At 65.1% G+C, this 19969-nt stretch carries 19 protein-coding genes and 2 tRNA genes; 7 read left to right on the top strand and 14 right to left on the bottom strand.

Translation table 11 applies throughout. From position 1 onward, the window contains the following. Positions 1-132: 132 nt before the first annotated feature. Both AC1Q7H_RS37225 and AC1Q7H_RS37230 read right to left on the bottom strand, forming a co-directional pair. A complete protein-coding gene (locus AC1Q7H_RS37225; RefSeq protein WP_211979896.1) occupies positions 133-303 on the bottom strand; it encodes a hypothetical protein in 171 nt (56 codons plus the stop codon). Beyond that, a complete protein-coding gene (locus AC1Q7H_RS37230) occupies positions 300-434 on the bottom strand; it encodes a hypothetical protein (RefSeq protein WP_013957262.1) in 135 nt (44 codons plus the stop codon). The genes AC1Q7H_RS37225 and AC1Q7H_RS37230 overlap by 4 nt, the downstream gene beginning before the upstream one ends. A gap of 227 nt (positions 435-661) precedes the next feature. On the opposite strand from AC1Q7H_RS37230, the gene AC1Q7H_RS37235 reads away from it, so the two are divergent. Continuing rightward, entirely contained in the window at positions 662-913 is a 252-nt protein-coding gene (locus tag AC1Q7H_RS37235; protein ID WP_013957263.1) for a DUF1488 family protein, read from the top strand. 87 nt (positions 914-1000) lie between these two features. Here AC1Q7H_RS37235 and AC1Q7H_RS37240 read toward each other — a convergent pair whose 3' ends face one another. The 6 genes from AC1Q7H_RS37240 to AC1Q7H_RS37265 form a co-directional block, all read right to left on the bottom strand. Beyond that, positions 1001-1327 (bottom strand): EF-hand domain-containing protein, encoded by a 327-nt coding sequence (locus tag AC1Q7H_RS37240; RefSeq protein ID WP_211979897.1) that lies wholly within the window; start codon positions 1325-1327, stop codon positions 1001-1003. A gap of 244 nt (positions 1328-1571) precedes the next feature. After that, entirely contained in the window at positions 1572-2021 is a 450-nt protein-coding gene (locus AC1Q7H_RS37245; RefSeq protein ID WP_211979898.1) for a potassium channel family protein, read from the bottom strand. Between the two features lie 11 nt (positions 2022-2032). Next, the gene (locus AC1Q7H_RS37250) at positions 2033-3082 is read right to left on the bottom strand and encodes a DUF2955 domain-containing protein (RefSeq protein WP_492379729.1); all 1050 of its coding nucleotides are present in this window, start codon (positions 3080-3082) and stop codon (positions 2033-2035) included. Beyond that, complete coding sequence (locus tag AC1Q7H_RS37255) at positions 3072-4199, bottom strand: HlyD family secretion protein (RefSeq protein ID WP_013957267.1); 1128 nt, start codon at positions 4197-4199, stop codon at positions 3072-3074. Before AC1Q7H_RS37255 ends, AC1Q7H_RS37250 begins: the two co-directional genes overlap by 11 nt. Before the next feature lie 20 nt (positions 4200-4219). Continuing rightward, positions 4220-5764: an efflux transporter outer membrane subunit gene (locus tag AC1Q7H_RS37260; RefSeq protein ID WP_153953647.1), complete on the bottom strand. Its 1545-nt coding sequence runs from the start codon at positions 5762-5764 to the stop codon at positions 4220-4222. A 17-nt stretch (positions 5765-5781) separates the two neighbouring features. Next, positions 5782-6885: an AI-2E family transporter gene (locus AC1Q7H_RS37265; RefSeq protein ID WP_211979900.1), complete on the bottom strand. Its 1104-nt coding sequence runs from the start codon at positions 6883-6885 to the stop codon at positions 5782-5784. 183 nt (positions 6886-7068) lie between these two features. On the opposite strand from AC1Q7H_RS37265, the gene AC1Q7H_RS37270 reads away from it, so the two are divergent. Beyond that, positions 7069-8586: a patatin-like phospholipase family protein gene (locus tag AC1Q7H_RS37270; protein ID WP_249221181.1), complete on the top strand. Its 1518-nt coding sequence runs from the start codon at positions 7069-7071 to the stop codon at positions 8584-8586. A 29-nt stretch (positions 8587-8615) separates the two neighbouring features. Here the strand turns inward: AC1Q7H_RS37270 and AC1Q7H_RS37275 are convergent. Beyond that, a tRNA-Arg gene (locus tag AC1Q7H_RS37275) sits at positions 8616-8692 on the bottom strand. A gap of 51 nt (positions 8693-8743) precedes the next feature. After that, a complete protein-coding gene (locus tag AC1Q7H_RS37280) occupies positions 8744-10003 on the bottom strand; it encodes a GGDEF domain-containing protein (protein ID WP_492379727.1) in 1260 nt (419 codons plus the stop codon). Positions 10004-10412: 409 nt separating this feature from the next. On the opposite strand from AC1Q7H_RS37280, the gene AC1Q7H_RS37285 reads away from it, so the two are divergent. Further along, positions 10413-10489, top strand: a tRNA-Pro gene (locus tag AC1Q7H_RS37285). Positions 10490-10708: 219 nt separating this feature from the next. On the opposite strand, the gene AC1Q7H_RS37290 is transcribed toward AC1Q7H_RS37285, so the two are convergent. The 3 genes from AC1Q7H_RS37290 to AC1Q7H_RS37300 all read right to left on the bottom strand — a co-directional run bounded on the left by AC1Q7H_RS37290 (position 10709) and on the right by AC1Q7H_RS37300 (position 13228). Then, a complete protein-coding gene (locus tag AC1Q7H_RS37290) occupies positions 10709-11548 on the bottom strand; it encodes a sterol desaturase family protein (RefSeq protein WP_211979901.1) in 840 nt (279 codons plus the stop codon). A 240-nt stretch (positions 11549-11788) separates the two neighbouring features. After that, positions 11789-12532: a DNA polymerase III subunit epsilon gene (locus tag AC1Q7H_RS37295; RefSeq protein ID WP_211979902.1), complete on the bottom strand. Its 744-nt coding sequence runs from the start codon at positions 12530-12532 to the stop codon at positions 11789-11791. A gap of 177 nt (positions 12533-12709) precedes the next feature. Further along, a complete protein-coding gene (locus tag AC1Q7H_RS37300; RefSeq protein ID WP_013957274.1) occupies positions 12710-13228 on the bottom strand; it encodes a hypothetical protein in 519 nt (172 codons plus the stop codon). Between the two features lie 609 nt (positions 13229-13837). Here AC1Q7H_RS37300 and infA point away from each other — a divergent pair. The 3 genes from infA (at position 13838) to AC1Q7H_RS37315 (ending at position 15970) form a co-directional block, all read left to right on the top strand. Beyond that, positions 13838-14059 carry a translation initiation factor IF-1 gene (infA, locus tag AC1Q7H_RS37305; protein ID WP_008641674.1) on the top strand — a complete coding sequence of 74 codons (222 nt, stop codon included), beginning with the start codon at positions 13838-13840 and terminating at the stop codon, positions 14057-14059. Positions 14060-14304: 245 nt separating this feature from the next. Next, complete coding sequence (locus AC1Q7H_RS37310) at positions 14305-14781, top strand: SixA phosphatase family protein (RefSeq protein ID WP_013957275.1); 477 nt, start codon at positions 14305-14307, stop codon at positions 14779-14781. 346 nt (positions 14782-15127) lie between these two features. Beyond that, positions 15128-15970, top strand: a complete 843-nt coding sequence (locus tag AC1Q7H_RS37315; RefSeq protein ID WP_211979903.1) for a GNAT family N-acetyltransferase — start codon at positions 15128-15130, stop codon at positions 15968-15970. A 57-nt stretch (positions 15971-16027) separates the two neighbouring features. Here AC1Q7H_RS37315 and ppx read toward each other — a convergent pair whose 3' ends face one another. Beyond that, a complete protein-coding gene (ppx, locus tag AC1Q7H_RS37320) occupies positions 16028-17560 on the bottom strand; it encodes an exopolyphosphatase (protein ID WP_013957277.1) in 1533 nt (510 codons plus the stop codon). A 154-nt stretch (positions 17561-17714) separates the two neighbouring features. Between ppx and ppk1 the strand changes: the two genes are divergently transcribed. Then, complete coding sequence (gene ppk1, locus AC1Q7H_RS37325) at positions 17715-19841, top strand: polyphosphate kinase 1 (RefSeq protein WP_211979905.1); 2127 nt, start codon at positions 17715-17717, stop codon at positions 19839-19841. Positions 19842-19969: the final 128 nt, after the last annotated feature.

Below are 19969 nucleotides of genomic sequence, written 5' to 3' on the forward strand. Positions count from 1 at the left end.
CCGCTGACGGGTGAGGTCAGTGCCCTCGCCTCTGATCGATCCAGCGTGCTCCTGTGCGGCGCGCAGGCTGTATTGTGCGGCAAAACCGCAAATCTTGCCCGCACCGGCCTGACTGGCCGGCGTTGCGTTGGCTTACCTGGTCACGTGGACCAGCCGGTGCCACCAGTACCGAAGCGAATGCTTCGCGATGCCGAACACCGGCTTGTGGTGGATGCCCACCCGGATGATGTAGCCGTAGACCCCGACCAACACGGCCAGGAACACAAGGGACCAGATGATCCCTGTGCTGTCAGTCTCAGTCATTTCTTCTTCTTGGCGACCTCATCGTGTCCGCGAAACTGGACCGTGCTGAAGGGTGAGGCCGGCACCGATGGCTTCTTCGGTTGCTTGGGTTTCTTGGCTTCGCGGCTGCTGCGTAGTTGACTCTTGGCCATGATGGGCTCCTGAATGGCTTGCCTGGAGATAATGGCAACCCCAGCATACGCGCTAAATCGCCGGCAAAAGAAATATCTTTCGCCAAGAACGCGGGTCATGCGCTGCAGCAGCCAGCGCAGACAGATGCCCGGCTGACGGGAAACGGGTGCATACTAGGGCTGGCAGCACCGGCTGGCGCCAGCAAGCCCAACATGCACGGCGTACCGTGACCGGACAGGAGTTTGCAATGGCACTGAACTTTCCCAATCCCAGCCGCAGCTACGATGCGGCGCGGCACTGCGTTTGTTTCTGGGGCTATGACAACGCGCGCGAAGTGGCATTCCAGGTCACTGACGACATTCTTCTGCGCCTGAGCCACCAGGGTACCGCGGAAGAATCCGCCCTTCTCGCCACCTTCGACCATCATCGGGACCAGATCCTCCAATTGGCCAGGGACCTGTACAACCCCGGGGAACGTACCACCTACACGATTTCCTGACTGGAAAACGCAGCGCGGCGATGGGGCCAGGCCTGTGCCTGCCTCCCCGCCGCGCTACGTTGTCCTGCCCGCTATGCTTGCGCCAGATCAGTTCAACCCGCCCGGATTCTGGGCCGTGTTGTGTTGCTTCGTCTTGGCCGCCCAGAACGCGCCAATCTGCCTCTCGGTTACCTCGCCCTTCTTCTTGGCGTCGATCTGGTCAAACTGTTTGTACACCTCCGGCATACCCGCCTGCGCCTCCTCACGGGTCAGCTTGCCATCGTGATTGGCGTCCGCAGCCTTGAACTTCTCCGAGAACTTCACCTTGGCTTCCTTGGCATTCATCGGCGGCTGCTGTTGCTGCGCACCAATGGTTCCGGAGGCGAGGCAAGCCGCCAGCGCCAGGCTGGCAATCGAAAGCTGTCGCGCAATCATCTGAGTCTCCCTGGATAGTTGGATGGCGAGTGCAGCCAGCCTGATGGTCGTCCGCAACGGGCCAGTTTTCGCAGAGGTCGGGATACAGCGATTGCCCGAACCCCGCCCGAGATCATCGTCGGCTTTCAGGGATTAGGGAATTCAGAAATTTCAGCATCCGATATTAAAGCCCTCCCAGGAATGTGACGTGTGCCGCGGCGCGACATCTCCCGTGGCCGAGCTGATGCCTACAACACCTCCACTCCTATGGCCCTTCGTCCTGCCGCAGCCCGGCAAGGTTGTGCTTGATCACGTCCAGCACCGCCGCGGTCATCACCGAAGTGGAGACGCCGAACATCAGGATGCCGTTGGCCGCCTCGAGCGGCCCCAGCAGGCGCCGGGGTTCGGACATGACGATATCTCCATAGCCCAGGGTGGCGAAATTCACGCCAGAGTGATACAGCGCGGTGGCGTAATCGTTGAACTCGCCCAGCAGCATGAACAGGACTGCCCAGATTGCCATCTGCACGAAATTGCCGAGCAACGTCAGCATCATCACGACCGACAACAATAGGATCTCCTGCCACAGCGATTCTCGGGCTTGCCGCGCATGCCTGAAGCGCACGTAGTAGCGCAGGCAGATAGCGACGAAGACCGCCTGCAGCAGCAGGCAGAGCAGCATCACGGGAAGGCCGATCAGCAGGTTGCTCAGCACGACCGGCCTCTTTAGCGGGCGTGCCGTCGTGCGCTGCGCGGCTGGTCGAGCAACTCGATCATCAGCCAGGCATACAGCGTGACGCCGATAAACAGGCCCATGCGCACGGCGAAGGCGGTATAGACATCCTTCCCGGCCGCGCTGTCCTGCACCGACTGGCCCAGCAGGATGATCAGCGTCACGAGAGTGTTCACCCAGAAGCCTGGCGGGTACCGCGACGGGCTGAGACCATACAGCTTGCGCGTCACCAGCAGGCCGAACAGCAGCATCCACAGGAAGTACATCCACAAATGCACGAACAGGCTGAGCGCGCACCAGAACAGGATGGCCAGCACGCCGCCGAACAAGGTCGAGCCAAGCAGTTCGCGCCCGGCGCCGCGTGCCGTGGTGGTGCAGCTTTGCCGGCCAAGGGTGACCGCTTTCATGATGATCGGGATGTACGCGGCCGGGTCGTTCAGCGCCAGCAGGAAGGCCGGCATCACCACCAGCGCAGCGCGCAGCGCAATCCAGGCGGCCTGGTCATCCGGAAGGGCCTTGGCCGCGGGCGGCGCCTGCGCTCCGGCCGGTTCGGGAAACAGCCAGTGGCCAAGTGCCAGCACCACGACCGCGACGAGCAGTCCCTTGACCAGGGCACCGATGACCGTGACCGCCAGACCGAAATCGAAGGTGCCCGCCGCCGAGATCATGGTCAGGCCAATCACCAGGAAGGTCGAGACCAGGTTGTTGCCGCCGCGCAGTCCGTAGCGAAACGCGAGGAACAGGCACAGGCCGATCATCAGCACGCCGCTGACCGGGTAGTAGCGCAGCAAGGGGATCAGCAGCAGGCCGGTGCCAGTAGTCAGCATCACGACCAGCACCAGGCCCAGCCCGGCCTTGGCTGACATCGGCTGGTTGACGCTGGCCAGCAGGAACACGCCGAGCACCGGCGCGAGCATGGGGACCGGCAGGCCCAGGCCGAAGCTGGCCGCCAGGCACAGCGCGGTGCCGCACGCCACGCGCAGCGAACGCTGGGCGCGTGGATCGCGCGCGGGCAACGGCAGCGCCGGGCGGTCAGTAGACATAGGAAAGCCAGCTCATCAGGTACAGGAATACGCGGCCGAGCGGATTGAGCGGGTTGCCCTGGGTGGGAAACGCCATGACCTCGGCCTGCCCGCCCACGCGAATACCGCGCATCGAGGCGAGTTCGCCATGGGCAAGCTCGACCACCACCGGGAAGCGTTGCGCCGGACGCAGCCAGTCCCGGCTGTTCTGCACCGTCGGCAAGCTGCCCGGCGGCGTGCTCGGGCCGACGTTGACGCCATAGCCGACACTGCGCACACGACCTTCGAAGATCCTGCCCGGCAGCGCATCCAGCACGATGGCAACCGGCGTGCCGGGCTCGACACGGCCCAGGTTGTTCTCGGTCATCTCCGCGCTGATCCACAGATCGTGGATCGCGATCAGCGTCATGACCGGGTTGCCGGCCGCGGCAAACTGGCCGGCATCGGTGCGCAGGTCGGTGACCAGCCCGGCGGCGCGCGCCCGCACCTGCGTATTGGCAAGATCCAGTGCGGCCTTTTCCAGGGCCGTGGCGGCGCTGCGCAGCTTGGCGTTCTCTTCCTCGCTGCCCCCCTGCTGTTCGCGCGCACGCTGGACCTCGGCCTTGGCGGCGGCGACCTGGCTGACAGCCTGCTCGAGGCTGGCCCGCGCCACCTCCAGACGGCGCAGGGAAATGGTGCCGGGGTCATCGCTGTACAGGCGCTCCAGGCGGCTGCTGTCCTGGCGCGCCTTGAGTTCGTTGGCGCGTGCTGCGCGCAGCGATGCCTGCGCCGATTCGATGCCCGCGGTGCTGGCGCCGATCTGCCGGCGTGTCGACTCCAGATCGGCGCGGGCGCGGTCCACGGCGATCTTGTAGTGCTGGGGATCCACCTCGAACAGGACAGTGCCTGCCGCAACGTCCTGGTTGTTGCGCACATGCACCTTGGTCACGCGCCCGGACACTTCCGCCGCGACCGGCACCACGAAGGCCTGTACCCGCGCCTGTTGCGTGTACGGGGTCAGGCGGTCGGCCAGCAGGTACCAGACCAGGCTGATGACGATCAGCAGGATCACCCAGCGCACGCCCTTCCTTGCCGGGTCGGCGGCGGGCGGCGGTGCACCGGGCGCTGGGGCTGCGGGGGGTTGCGGGGCGTCGCTCATCGGCTCTCGTTCAGGGAGATCTACCTCTGCTTCACAGGGAGGCTGGCACCGGCGGACGGTGGGCCTGGCTCATCCAGCAGCGTCCCCCAGTCGGTGCGTTGCTGCATCTGCTGACGGGTGGCCGGATCCACCAGTGGCTGCTCGCTGTGCCAGCCGCCGCCAAGCGCCTTGTACAAGGCGATCAGGTTGCTGACGGCATTGCTGCGGTTGACCAGGTAGGTGTCCTGCTGGGTGGCCAGCGCACGCTGGGAATCCAGTACGCGCTGGAAGTCCGAGTAGCCTTCGCGGTAGAGCGCGTTGGCCAGCGTCAGCGAACGCCTGGCGGCCAGCGCGGTGTCGCGCAGGATCTGCTCGCGTTCCAGCGCCTTGATCAGCGCACTGGCGGCATCGTCGGCCTCGCGCGCGGCCTGCCGCACGGCATCCTGGTAGGCGACGATCAGCTGCTGCAGGCGGGCGTCCTGCACGCGCACGGTGTTCTTGATGCGGCCGTAGTCGAACACGTTCCAGCGCAGGCTGGGGCCGCCGATCAGGGCCAGGCTGTTGGGCGTGCCGGCCAGCGTGCTGGCGGACCAGACAATGCTGCCCAGCAGCGTCAGCGACGGATAGAGATCGGCTTCGGCCACGCCGATCAGCGCCGATTGCGCGGCAATCTGCAGCTCGGCGGCGCGGATATCCGGACGGCGCAACAGCAGGCTGGCGGGCACGTCCTGCAGTACCGCGCGATCGATCAGTGGAATCACCCCTTCCTTGCCTGCCAGCTCCGGCAGTTCCGGCAACGGGCCCGGCGGGCGGCCTATCAGCACCGCCAGGGCATTGCGGGTGCGCATGATCTGGCTTTCAAATTCAGGGATGCTGCTCAGGGTGCCCAGGTACTGCGTCTTCGCTTGCTGCAGGTCGAGCTCGTCGGTCTCGCCGCTCTTGAACAGCCGCTCGGTGATTTCAAGGCTGCGCTTTTGCAGCGCCGCGTTTTCGCGGGCGATGCGCAGCCGTGCCTCGGCCGTGCGCAGCGCAAAGTAGGTGTCAGCCACCTGGGCACGCAGCAGCACCAGCACATCGTCGCGGTTGGCGCGGGCGGCAAAATAGGCTGCATCGGCGGATTCGATGGCGCGGCTGAAGCGGCCCCAGAAATCAAGTTCCCAGCCGATGTCGAAGCCCGCGCTGTATTGCCAGAAGCGGCTATTCTGCGGGTTGAGGCCTCCGGCCTGCCGGCGATCCGTGTACAGGGCATCGGCACTGGCCTGCTGCAGTTGCGGGAATCGCCCGCTCTGGGCAATGCCCAGTTGGGCCCGCGCTTCCATCACGCGCAGGCCGGCAATCCGCAGGCTGGCATTGTGCGCGTCGGCTTCGGCGATCAGGCGTTCGAGGGTCGGGTCGGCAAAGACCTGCCACCACTCGCGGATGTCGGGCTGGGCCCGCTGCCCGGTCGCCTGCTCAAGCGCCGGGCTGTGCCACTGCTGCATCCAGGGTTCATGCTGCGGCTGGAAATCCGGCCCCAGGCGCGCGCAGCCGCCAAGGCAGCAGGCGCCGGCCAGCAATGCGCGCAACGGAGGATTCCAGCGCGACATGGGCGGCCCGGACCACTTCAGGTCTGTTGCTGGTTGCCGGGATCCGCGTGCGGCGGCGGGTCTTCCACCCATTGCCAGAACAGCTGATACCCGACCGCGAGCACCACCGGGCCGATGAACAGGCCGATCACGCCGCCGGTCACCATGCCGCCCAGGGCACCGATCAGCACCACCGGCATCGGCACATCGACGCCACGCCCGAGCAGCAGTGGCTTGAGCACGTTGTCGGCCAGTCCCGCCACGAAGACATAGATGGCGAAGACAATAGTGGCAACGCTGGCACCTTCCGTGGCAAAGACATAGATGATCACTGGCACGGTGATCAGCGTGGCCGGCAACTGCGCGATGCCCAGCAGCAGCACGGCCATGGCCAGCACGCCCGCGGCAGGAACCCCCTTGATCACAAAGCCTATGCCGATCAGCAGCATCTGGATGAAGGCGATGCCGACCACCCCCTGCGCCACCGCGCGGATGGTCGCCGTGCATAGCGTGGCGATGCGCGGGCCCCGCTCCGGGCCGAAAATGCGCGAGGCAATCTGCACGGCGCTACGGTTGCCGGCCTCGCCGTAGGCCATGAAGATGCCCCCGATAATCAGCGCGAAGACGAAGATCAGCAGCCCCTTGCCGATGCCGGCGGCTGCGGCCAGCACGGCCAGGCTGATTTCCTTGATCTGAGGCGCCAGCGTCTGCACCAAGCTGGCCAGGTCCGAGGCGGCATACAGCCAGAGGTCATACAGGCGCTGGCCAACCAGCGGCCAGCTGGCGACCGACTCATGCGGTGGCGGAATATGAATGCCTTCGCTCTTGACGATGGCGATCGCATTCTCCATCGAATCGACCATGGCGGCACCCAGCAGGTAGGCTGGCAGCGCAATGATGGCGATGGCGGCCAGCACGATCAGCGTGGCGGCGCGGCCGTCCTTGTTGCCCAGCCTGCGCCTGAGCCTGACCTGCAGCGGGTAGATGGTCACCGCCAGGATCACGGACCAGACAATGAGATCGAGGAAGGGGCGGAATATCTGGAAGCAGAAGATTGCCAGCACCGCGATCAGCCCGGCGCGGATCAGCACATCAAGTAGTCCGCGGGACAGCGCTCTCTCTGAAGTGGGCGTGGGCAACATCGCTGGTCTCCCTGCAGATCACCGCAAAAGTACCGGATCGGCAACCTCATCGCCGCGCATTCGCCAAGCCAGGTTACGTACCGATCTCTTGGACAGGTGAAATCCAGTCTAGACGAGTGACGGGGCCGGGACAACCTCAAAACGTACGCCTATCGCTACATTGGCCGTCTAGTATTGGGGGAGTTGCAGGGCGCCGCCCCCCGGTCTGGTTCGTCCTGCATTCGCCGCGGAGGACCTATGGCCAGATTGCCGACCTCAGCCTTGGCCGTCATTTCGATGCTGCTGCTTGCCGCCTGCGCCTCCCGGCCAGTCAATCCGCCGATCGCGCACGCGGACCAGAGTACCGGCTATCGATTCTTCACGCGGCCCCAGTATTCGGCGGACAACGAGAACCTGGTCATCCTTGCCTTCTCAGGGGGCGGTACGCGCGCGGCAGCGTTCTCGTATGGCGTGCTTGAGTTCCTGCGCAATACCGAAGTCGTCGGACCCAAGGGCAACCGGTCACGCCTGCTCGACCATGTCAGCGTCATCACCGGCGTGTCAGGTGGCAGCTTCACTGCCCTCGCCTACGGCCTGTATGGCGACAAACTGTTTGATCTCTACGAACAGAGCTTCCTCAAACGCGACGTGCAGGGCGAGATCACGTTCCGGACGCTGAATCCGGCGTATTGGCCGTCGTTGTGGTCGAGCGGATGGGGCCGCTCTGAACTGGCCGCCGACCTGTATGACGAAATCCTTTTCCATGGGGCAACCTTTGGCGACCTCCATCGGGGCAAGGGTCCGTTCATCATTGCCTCGGCCACGGACATCTCGACGGGCGCACGCCTGCCATTCACGCAGACCACCTTCGACGTACTCTGCTCCGACCTCAATGCGCTGCGCCTGTCCCGTGCCGCCGCGGCATCGTCGGCGGTTCCTGTGGTCCTGACGCCCATCACGCTCAACAACTACGGGGGCAATTGCGGCTATGTGCCTCCCGACTGGATCAAGCCATTTATCGATGCCAGCGACCCACCCCGGCCGGCCGCTCGCGCAACCCGGCACCTGAAGGAAGAAGCGGAATACGGGGACAGCGTCAACCGGCCCTATATCCATGTCGTGGACGGCGGCGTCTCCGACAACCTGGGCATGCGCAGCGTGCTGGACTCCCTGGAGGTCCTGGAGTCCCTGCACCTGAACGGCCAGCCCTCACCCCTGGACCATACCCGCAGGATCGTTGTCTTTGTCGTCAATTCGCTGTCCACGCCCCGGACGACATGGGACAAGTCAGAGTCTGCGCCGGGCACGCTGGAGATTCTGGTGAAAGCCACCGGCGTGCCAATCGACCACTATTCCTATGAGGCGACCGAACTGTTGAAGGACAATCAGGCCCGGTGGCAAGCCATGCGCCGGCTGCGGGAGTCGCGCGCCTTTGCCACGAACAAGGATGTCGCCGTCACTGCGGCGTTGCGCACGCCGGACGCGACCATCTATGCCATCGATGTGTCGTTTGCCCGACTGACGGACAAGGCGGAACTGGATTACCTGAATGAGCTGGCGACGTCGTTCTCGCTGCCGGCCGAAGCCGTCGACCGCCTGCGCGCCGCCGCGGGAAAGATCATCCTGGAGTCGCCCGATTTCCAGCACTTGCTGAAAGACGTCGGTGCCAGGATCGTGACAGGCCAGGTGCCCGGGAATCGCCCGGCGGGGACGAGTCAGTAACCTGGTTCGATGGGATGGCCCCTGGGGGCTGGCGCGTCCTAGAGGACTCGAACCTCTGACCGCTCGCTTAGAAGGCGAGTGCTCTATCCAACTGAGCTAAGGACGCGAAGGCGTGCATTCTACCGCAGCACCGCTGCGCAGTGACAAGCGGCGCAGGTCAGGATGCGGCGCGCGGCTGTGCGCGCGTGATGTAGTGGCCATCGACAGCGCCGCCATCGGTGCCCGCCTCGCTGCCGGCCGGATGCAGGGACACGCAGTTGCGCCCTTTCAGCTTGGCGTCGTATAGAGCACGGTCGGCGCGGCGCATCAGCGCATCGGCGCCTTCGCCCGGCTGCCGCGCCGCCAGGCCGATGCTGACGGTATAGGCAATCGGGTCGGGCTCGGACGGGCATGGCGTGGCGCGCACCGCCGTGGCCAGCCGCAGGCAGGCAAGCCGGCCCTGCTCCAGCGCCGTATCCGGCATCAGGATGGCAAATTCCTCGCCGCCCAGGCGCCCCGCCACATCGAACTGGCCGAAACTCTTGCGCAGCAGTCCGGCGAAATGCCGCAGCACGCTGTCGCCCGCCAGGTGGCCGTAGACATCGTTGATCGCCTTGAAGTGATCGAGGTCGACAAAGGCCACCGTCAGGGGCTTGCGCTGCCGTTCGGCGCGCAGGCAGGCTGCCTCCAGCTCCTCCCAGAACGCGCCGCGCAGCAGCACATCGGTCAGGTCGTCATGGCGCGCGCGCCGCTCCAGCATGCGGCGCAGCCGGTCGTGCGCCATCAGCGCAAAACTGACCGACACGCCCACCAGTGCAAAGACGTTGAGCATGGCGAGCTCGCCGTCCCACGGCATCGGCCGCGGCCAGGCGCCGCCCTGCATGACTGCCGCCAGCGGCAGCGCCACGGTCCATGCGTTGATGGCTGCCGCGGCGATGACGATCAATACCAGCGACAACGCCGCCAGCCGGCCGGTGCCGCGCGTGGCCGGCACCGACGGCATGGCGCTGCGGGCCAGGTCCAGCAGCAGTGCGATATGGCACATCGTCAGCAGCGGTGCCATCTCCGGCACCAGCACCGGCACGGCAAGATACTGCGGCGCCAGGTCGTGCCAGGCCACCGCCGCTGCGGCCGCCAGGTTCAGCGCCAGCAACGGCACGGCGCGGCCGGGCCGGGCCGCGAAGTGCCGCGCGCCCACGACCATGACCGAGAGCGCCGCCAACAGCGCCAGGTCGCTCGATTCCAGCACCAGCCAAAGCGGGCGCAGTTCCTGCACCGCCGCCAGGGCCGCGGCCATTGCCGCCAGCACACTCCCCAGCGCCCACGACGTCAGGCCGCTGCGATCCATGCCCGCCGAGCGGCGCAACACCACGCAAACCACAGCCATCTGCAGGGCAAACAACCCTGCGATGAGCACAACTATGTGCGACTGAAACATCTTCATTCCCGTCCAAGGCGACCAGCGGTGCACCGCATGGCGCCGCTGTTACCTGCTCTTTACCGGCCCTGTGTCGGACCGTTGTTATCAATGCCGCATACCCGGTTTCAGGACGCCTGGCGCCGCCAGCCGGCAGACGCAAACAGGCCGAGGCGCCCGCCGCGGGCGGGAGCGCCGTTCTTGTTGTGGTGATCAGGTCAGTCCGGAAGGAAATAGGCAAACCGGGCGTTCCCAAAAGCACGCCGGTCGGACTGGTGCGGTTTGCGGATTATCCCAGCGCGCAAACCCAAGTCAAGCCAAAGCGCCCCCGCCAGAAGGGGGAGCAGGCCGGCAAGGTTGAGTGCGCCAGAGCGGGCATCATCACATTAGATTGACCGCAAGCCCAGAGCCCAGCTACAATCGCGGGCTTCGGAGCGTAGCGCAGCCTGGTAGCGCATCTGATTTGGGATCAGAGGGTCGTAGGTTCGAATCCTATCGCTCCGACCAGAAATATGTAATGGAATCAGCGGCTTGGGCGGCAACGTCTAAGCCGCTTTTTTCATTCCCTAACGGCTTTCCTAATTAATTCCTGGCCGCTCCCTAATATCCAGTGGTCGGCGTGCCCTATACAGCACTGATTTAACGCACAGTGGTTCGGGCCCATGCCGCCCCTTCGGCAGAGCAACTCTGACCGATTGCATCCACACTCGCTCGCCCCTCCCAAATTCATGTCCCGGGCATCCGTTCCAAGGGTGTCGATACCTGGCGCATACGGCACCATGGCCATAACAACGCCTGCCAGAGGCTATGAGGCGCGTCGCCTGAACCGAGCCCCACATCAACGAACTCGTCGCGCCCAGGCCGGCGTAGCGTGCCGAAGAGGATGTCCCAGAGGGGGAAGAGATTGGAGAAATTCTTATTGCGGTCACGCTCGTGCCGAGAGTGGTGCAGGCGATGATATTGCGGATGCTGGATTAGCAAAGCGAACCTGGGTGAATAGCGCAGATTCATGTGTGCGGCATGGTTATTGATGAGAAAGATGATCGCAGCAGCCGCCCCTACGCTCGGCGGGACCTTAAAGAGAACACCGACAAGCGGAAACAGGCAAGCCGCCCTGAGCAGCGGCTCGACCCAAAAATGACGGTACGTCAGCGTTACGTCGAAATGCTCGGCGCTGTGGTGCAGCTCATGCATCTTCCATAACACCGGGAACGTATGCTGGGCCCGGTGGATGAGGTACTCCAGCAGATCGGTCGTCAACAGGACCGCGAGCAACGCTAAGCACCACCCTGCGATACTGTCCTCAAAGGAGATCCAACCCGCGCCCAGCGTGCGAGTCAGCGTCAGCGGGACTTCCAGCAGCAGCGGCTGCAGTGCGGAATTCAGGACCAGCATCACGATCCCATAGCGAACGTTGAACCAGGCAGGCCCGGACGCTCGCGGCCTGGCGGGCGTCACACGCCTTTCCAGCGAGACCATGATCAGCAGCGTCACGCACATCGGAGCCACGCTTAACAGGGCGCGGATTGAGATGTCTTCGAGGAAGCGCACGAGTTCCGCGCTCATATCCCCCTCCACTATTTATTTCTGCAAGCGTAATTCTCCGACCCACGAAGCCATATCAGGCAGAGGTATGTTTCGGACGTGAACGGTCGCCTCGGCCGTGTTGCGGTCGCACGCCAAATACTTGGCAATTCACTATTGATTTTGCTGCTTTAGTGCTGGATTAAAGTCCAGTGCGCCATGCGGCGCCGGGCGCCCATACAAAAGCCCCTCCCAGCGCTGCCGGCCTGGCAAGATCTGTTCTCACCACCGCAGCAAGTCCGGCCAGATCAGCGCGCCCGCGAACAGCATCAGCATCACCGCGACAATGACCAGCCCCCGGCTTGGGCCCGCATGGCCGGTCTCAACCTTTGGCATCCATGACTGGCCTGCGCCGGCCGGGACCGCAGGTGACGGCGGCGGCACGGGTGGCGCAGGCATGCTGATCGCAACACGCGGCACGAAGTCGGCCTCGGCCAGCAGGAAGCCCATGGGCGTGGCCTGGCCGGCAGCACCCATGTGCTGGAACAGCAGCTTGGACAGCGCCAGACAATCATCCAGCGCAACCTGTGGGCGGGGCCGAAATATGTGCAGGTGCGCGCACAGTGTATCAAGCTTGTGGTTGGGGGCGTGGAAGTACTGGGCCCAGCGAACCTGGCGCACCGAGCAGCGCCAGCGCTTGTGCTGGATGTCGGGAAGCACTTTTCCCAGCATCCGCGCGTTGAATTCGGCGCCGTGGGCGACCAGCACATCCGCGTCGTCAATGATGGCGCGGATGGTATCGACGTCAAAGCGCCGCCCGCGCAGCATCTCGGCGGTCAATCCGTGCGTGCCGGTGGCAGCTTCGCTGATCGGCACGGTGGGCTCCTGCGAGCCGTAATAGTCAGTGATCTCCCGCAATAGCGTGCCAGCCCGCGGCGCCACTTCGACAAGCAGCAGGCCGATGCTGACGGGCTCGTCCGCTGGCGTGAGCCCAGTGGTTTCGGTACTGACGATTGCGACCCGCATGGGCTCGGTACTCCGGTGTAGCCGTCCGCAGGCATGGTTGGCGGCGGCCGCTCTGATCGTTTGCCTCTAGGTTAGTGCGAGCGCGTTAGACGTCATATCAACCAGATGGGCTAACCGAAAGCGCCAGCCGGGAGGATGCCGGCTGCTACCACCCCTCCCTCATCTCCACCTCCTGGCTCAGGCAGGCTGCTGCTCCGTCTCGCCACGCCGTCGCTCGAGATTGCAATAGACGTCGGCCGCCACCAACCCGAAGAGCGCATGGGCGAACAGGCTTTCCCAGCCGCGGGCCTCGTCGAACCAGTTGAAGTAGGCGCCCAGCAGATAGAAATTGACCAGGTAGACCACCACGCCAAACACGATCCCGACCACCGAGGCCAACCACAGGCTGGAATCGAAACGGAATGACGACAGGATTATTGCCAGCACCGCCGCCAGGATGATCGACAGCGCGAAGTGCACCGTCCCCGCCGAAAGCACGACGGTCCAGTTGAAGGCATCAGCAGACAGCGCTTCACGCCCGAGGATGATTGCCGCAACCATCTTCACGGTGCCCCAGGCGCCCTGGTACAGCAGGAAGCGCGCCGTCAGCAGCTCCAGCACCATGTAGACCGCGCCGGCAATCAGCCCCGCCACCACGGCTGCCCGCCAGTCCGGCCGGCAGCGAACGTAGCGGTGCGATTCCAGATGGAGTTCCATGGCAGTCTCCTTGCGAGATCCGGCCCGGCAAGGCCGTACGAGTTAGTTCTAGCTCATATGGGGCAAATACCAAGCCGGCCAGACCACATTAAGATACCTCTACGGCACATCTATTGCCGACCTGCCCGGCGCGGTGCAACCGCCGTGGCCGGCCGTCCGGCGCAACGTGCTGGCCATGCTGCAACTGCGTACGTGATACAATGTCAAAGTAGCCCCCGGGGTGTCCGTGCATCCCTGTAACCGGGCGTTCTCACCAGCGCGCTCTCGCGAGCGAACAGCAGCCGCCGGCGCGGGCCTTCCGCGACGACACCAAACTGGCGAACCACCGGGTACAACCTGCCCGCCTGCTCCGCAAAGCACACGGCCTCCCCGGCCGTCAGCGGCCAGGCTCGCCCAAGCCATCCGCGCCCATTGGGCGATACCGCTGACAGGACCGAGCATCAGGCGCCGCGCGCCGCAGTCCGCGTGAGCTTGCCCCGAACAACCCAAGGCGCACTTCGCCACAATCGGCGCAATGTGCCGCGGTTCCGCGCCGTGACGGGCGAACCGAACAGGATTTTTGAAATCGCAACCATGCAGCCTTCACGGGCTGTCGGAAAGGAAGACAGATTGGCTAAGGAAGAACTCATTGAATTTGGCGGCGTGGTGTCGGAAGCCCTGCCTGACAACCGCTATCGTGTCACGCTGGAAAACGGCGTCGAAATCTGGGCATACGCTTCGGGCAAGATGCAGAAGCACCGCATCCGCATCCTGGCCGGCGACCGTGTCACCCTGGAAATGTCGCCCTATGACCTGACCAAGGGACGCATCAACTTCCGCCACAAGTCCTGAGTTTCTGCGCGGCCCCGGCGATACCGCATGCGCGGCTGTCGCCCGCGCCGCGGCCGTTGTGCGCCGACGCGCTGTCACGCCGCTGACACCGCGCCCGGACACACTTGCGGGCTGCCCGACAGGCAGCCCGCTTCCGTTTACGCGCTGCGTGCAGCCTGGCCTGCGCCACCGGCGCGGGCCCGCTGGCGCTTGCGCCGCTCGGGCCGCTTCACCATACTCGAAGCACGCTCATTGCCCCGCCCGACATGAACCTGATCCTGTGGCGCCACGCCGAAGCCGAAGACCTCCCCGACGCGCTCAGCCTGAGCCGCCATGCCGACCTGCAGCGCCCGCTCACACGCCGCGGCCGCAAGCAGGCGGAGGTATCCGCCAAATGGCTGCGCGCGCATCTGCCGGCCGACACCCGCGTGCTGTGCAGCCCCGCGCTGCGCACCCGTGAAACGGCGGCCGCGCTGACTGCCAAGGCGGAGATCATTGATGCCCTTGCGCCCGGTGCCGACGTCAGCGCGGTGCTTGCCGCGGTCGAGTGGCCGGAACGCCCCGAGCATGTGGTGGTGGTCGGGCACCAGCCCTGGATTGGCCGCGTCGCCAGCCTGCTGCTGGCCGGCTCGGAAATGAACTGGAGCGTGCGCAAGAGCGGCATCTGGTGGCTGACCGGCCGCACCCGCGAAAGCGAGGCGCAGACCGTGCTGCGCGCCGTCATCAACCCCGAATTCCTCTGAGCCTTGCCTTCCGGCATGCCTGGTACCGCCTGACGGCACCTGACCCATCCTGTCCCGTCAAAATCAGAAATGGCTGATGGCGGGCGGAATCTCCCGTTACCAGAGTGGCCTTGGCGCCTCTTCCGGTGCCGAAAGCAGGTGTCACGGAGATTCCCCATGAATGGGCCGGCCAATCGTCATATTGCTGGCGAGGAACGCAACTCACACCCCTGACCCGTCGCCCGAAACTGCCCAACCGTCCGCCCTGGCAGGAGACGTCACGGAACGGTCATCCCCGGGTCACGGCACTGTCACCCGCCCTCACTACATTGCATCGCAACAGTTTCGTCACCAAAAGGACATACTGATGCGAGATCTGCCGACGCCCACCCAGCCGCTTTTTGACTCTCTGCCCAATGGCCTTGGTAGCCAGACGGCGCGGAGCCGTCTTCATCGCCAATCAGATACACCGGCACATGAATCGCCTGTTCTCAGCGTGGCGTGGGCGCGCCACCAGGACGAAGTAGTCGAAGCCCAGCGCCTGCGCTACAAGGTCTTTGCCGAGGAAATGGGCGCGCGCCTGACGTCTTCCGTGCCGGAGTTGGACATCGACATGTTCGATGCCTACTGCGACCACCTGATCGTGCGCGACATGGCCACGCTGCGCGTGGTGGGCACCTACCGCGTGCTGCCGCCGCACCAGGCCAAGCGCCTGGGCTGCCTGTACGCGGAATCGGAATTCGACCTGGTGCGCCTGGCCCACCTGCGCCCCAAGATGCTGGAACTGGGCCGCTCCTGCGTGCACCGCGACTACCGTTCGGGCAGCGTCATCATGGCGCTGTGGGGCGGCCTGGGCGAGTACCTGCAGCGCTGGGGCATCGAATCGATGCTGGGCTGCGCCAGCGTGCCGATGAACGACGGCGGCCACTACGCGGCCAGCCTCCACCGGCTGTTCAGCGAACGCTCGCTGGCACCGATCGAATACCATGCCTTCCCGCGCGTGCCGCTGCCGGTCGAGGACCTGAACCAGCAGCTGGACGTCGAGCCGCCCGCGCTGATCAAGGGCTACTTGCGCCTGGGCGCAAAGATCTGCGGCCAGCCGGCCTGGGATCCGGACTTCAACGTGGCGGACTTCCTGACGCTGCTGCGCGTGAACGACATGAACCCGCGCTACGCCCGCCACTTCCTCGGCCTGAACAACGCCGCCTGAGCGGCGCCTGGCCCTGTCAGCGGCCGCCGCCCCTGGCGGCCGCCCTCCGCGCTGCGCTCAGTCGTAGATGACCTTGTAGCGCTTGCCGATCCGTTGCCATTCGTCAGCCTCCTGCGCGAGGCTGTATTCGATCAGCGGATTGGCCTCGATCCAAGCCTGCGGCAGGCGCACGGTGAAGCCTTCGTCCAGCGCTTCGGCCAGCTGGCTCACACGGATATCGGGCAAGGCCACGTCCGAGCGGCGCCGGCACAGCACAAAGGCCAGGCGCAGGCTGAACAGCATGCGCCAGTCGACGAACCTGCCGCTGCCCGACAGCTTGCCGAGCTTGCCGGCATGGCCCAGCAACAGCGTCGCCAGCCGCGCCTGGTCGGTCTTGGAAAAGCCCGGCATGTCGGCATGAGTGGCGATATAGGCCGAATGCTTGTGGTAGCCGCTGTGCGAGATCGTCATGCCGATCTCATGCAGGCTGGCGGCCCAGCCCAGCAGCGCCAGGTTGTCCTCGCGCCGTTCGTTGGCTGGCTCCGGGAACTGTGACAACAGCGTCTGCGCGGCGCGGCGCACGCGGCTGGACTGGGCCCGGTCTACGCCGTAGCGGCGCATGAACTGGTCCACCGTGACGGTGCGCATGTCCTCATGGTGGCTGCGTCCGAGCAGGTCGTACAGCACGCCCAGCCGCAGCGCGCCGTCGGTGACATCCATGCGCTCGATATCGAGTTCGGCAAACACGCCCAGCATGATCGACAAGCCGCCCGGCAGCACCGGGATGCGGTCCGCCTTGAGGCCGGTCAGCTTGACGCGGTTGGTATTCTCGGCCTTGATCAGCGCGCGCTTGAGGCGCTCCAGCCCCTCGCGCGTGATACCGTGCTCGGCGGTGCTGTCGTTCATGCCATTGAGTTCGATCAGCTCGGCCAGCGCGCGCGCCGTGCCCGACGAGCCGACCGCCTGCTCCCAGCCCGCGGCGCGGTACTGGCGTACCAGCACCTGGATCTCGCGGCGCGCGGCCAGCTCGGCCTGCTTCATCGCATATTCATCGACGTTGCCGCTGGGGAAGAACTGGCGGCTGTGCGATACGCAGCCGATATACAGGCTCTCCATCAGCTTGGACTGGTAGCCGTTGCCGATGATGAACTCGGTCGAGCCGCCGCCGATATCGACCACCAGGCGGTTGCCCTGGCAGGCCGGAGCGTCGTGCGAGGCCCCGAGGTAGATCAGCCGCGCCTCTTCGCGCCCGGCGATCACTTCGATCGGGAAGCCCAGCGCGCTTTCAGCCTCGATCAGGAACTCGGACGCGTTCTTGGCCACGCGCAGCGTATTGGTGGCGACGGCGCGCACCTGGTTGGGCGCGAACTCGCGCAGCCGGTCGCCGAAGCGCCGCAGCGCATCGATGCCGCGGCGCCGCGCGGGCTGGTCCAGGTATTTGTCGGGCGTCAGGCCGGCGGCCAGGCGGACCGGCTCGCGCAGCGCGTCGACCTGGAAGATCTGGCTGGCCGGGCCATTGGCGGTGGGGGTTTCGTCCACCCGCCCGATCATCAGGCGGAAGCTGTTCGAACCCATGTCGACGGCAGCCAGCAGGCGTGGGGTGTTGTTCATCGTGTGCTAGGAGGGCTGGTTCGCGTTGGCGTTGCGTGGCGCGGCAGGTGCACTCTGGTGCCTTGGCCTGCCGGCGTTCGCGCCCGGGAAAAATATGTCCTGGTCATGTCTGCATCATGACAAAATCAAACTGTCATAAAAGTGACACGTTTTTATGAAAAAGTCGCCACATTACCAAAAGAAGGTCATGCTCATGTCGACGACTCCGTCCAGTACGCTGCTCAACCGCGAACTGGGCATCCTGGAATTCAATGCCCGCGTGCTGGCACAGGCGGCGGACCCGAAAGTCCCGCTGCTGGAGCGGCTGAAATTCATCTGCATCGTGTCCAGCAACCTGGACGAGTTCTTTGAAATCCGCATGGCGGGCCTGAAGGAACAGCTGCGCGACAACGCTTCGGGCCTGACGCCGGACGGCCTGTCATTCCAGCAGACCTACCAGCTTGTCACCGAGCGCACGCAACGGCTTGTGGCTTCGCAGTATGACATGCTGCAGAACACCATTTTTCCACTACTTGAAAAAGAGGGGGTCTTTTTCCACCTGACCACCACCTGGACCGACGCCCAGCGCGAATGGGCGCGCGAGTTCTTCCAGCGCGAACTGGGGCCGGTGCTGACCCCGATTGCGCTGGATCCCGCCCATCCCTTTCCCCGCGTGCTCAACAAGAGCCTGAACTTCGTGGTGGAATTGTCCGGCAAGGACGCGTTCGGCCGCGACGCCGACCTGGCCATCGTGCAGGCGCCGCGCGCGCTGCCGCGCGTGGTGAAGATGCCGGAGAAGCTGTCGGGCTACCCGTACGGCTTCGTGATGCTGTCATCCTTCATGCAGGGCTTCGTGCATGAGTTGTTCCCGGCCATTGCCGTGCACGGTTGCTACCAGTTCCGCGTCACGCGCAACTCCGACCTGTTCGTCTCGGAAGACGAGATCACCGACCTGCGCGAGGCGCTGCAGGGCGAACTGCCCACGCGCCATTTCGGCGACACGGTGCGCCTGGAAGTCTCTTCGGACACGCCGGCACCGCTGGCGCGCCGGCTGCTGCTGGAATCGGGCCTCGCCGAGCAGGACCTGTACCGCGTTTCCGGCCCGGTGAACCTGGTGCGGCTGATGCAGATCCCCGACATGGTGGACCGGCCCGCGCTGAAGTTTGCGCCGTATGTGCCCGCCCCGGTCAAGGCCTTCTCCGCCGGCACGTCGATGTTCGACGTGATGCGACAGCAGGACGTGCTGCTGCACCACCCGTACGAGAGCTTCAGTTCTGTGCTCGACCTGCTGCAGCTGGCAGCGGCCGACCCCAACGTGGTCGCGATCAAGCAGACGGTCTATCGCACCGGCAATGAGTCGCTGGTCATGGAAGCGCTGATGACCGCCGCGCGCAACGGCAAGGAAGTCACGGTGGTGGTGGAGCTGCTGGCACGCTTTGACGAGGAGACCAACATCAACTGGGCCGAGCGCCTGGAATCCGCGGGCGCACACGTGATCTACGGCGTGGTCGGCCACAAGTGCCACGCCAAGATGCTGCTGATCGTTCGGCGCGAGCCCACCGGCCCCAAGGTCAAGCAGGTCAAGCTGCGGCGCTACGCCCACCTCGGCACCGGCAACTACCATCCGCGCACCGCCCGCCTCTACACCGACTTCGGCCTGCTGACGGCCAACGAGGAGATCTGCGAAGACGTGCACCACGTGTTCCAGCTGCTGACCGGCACCGCCGGCACCATCCGGCTGAACCACCTGTGGCAGTCGCCCTTCACCATGCAGAGCAACCTGGTCGACCATATCCGCGCCGAAGCCCGCAACGCGCGCGCCGGCAAGCCCGCGCGCATCATCGCCAAGATGAACGCGCTGCTGGAGCCGTCGATCATCGACGAGCTGTACAAGGCCTCGCGCGCGGGAGTGAGGATCGACCTGATCGTGCGCGGCGTGTGCGCGCTGATGCCGGGCGTGCCGGGCATGTCCGAGAACATCTCGGTGCGCTCGATCATCGGCCGCTTCCTGGAACACCACCGGGTCTACTATTTCCACGCCGGCGGCGAAGAGGTGCTGTACCTGTCCAGCGCCGACTGGATGGACCGCAACCTGTTCCGCCGCGTCGAAGTTGCCTTCCCGGTGCTGGACAAGGCGCTGAAGGCGCGCGTCATCAAGGAAAGCCTGCAGGTACACCTGCGCGACAACGCCTCGGCATGGATCATGCAGCCGGACGGCAACTATGCGCGCACGCAGACGCGCTCGAAGCGTCCGCATGTGAGCCAGAACGATATGCTGGTGATGTTCGGCGGCACACCCTGAGCGGGCTCTATGCTTCCCTGAGGCATGGCATGCAAAACCCCGCCGCGGCGGTAATGCCGTTCAGTTAAGGTCCTTTCTGAGGAACCGGACGGTGTAGCGCTTAGGCAGGGCTTTGACCACGCGGGGGC

The sequence above is a fragment of the Cupriavidus sp. GW823-FHT06D04 genome (assembly GCF_058795055.1).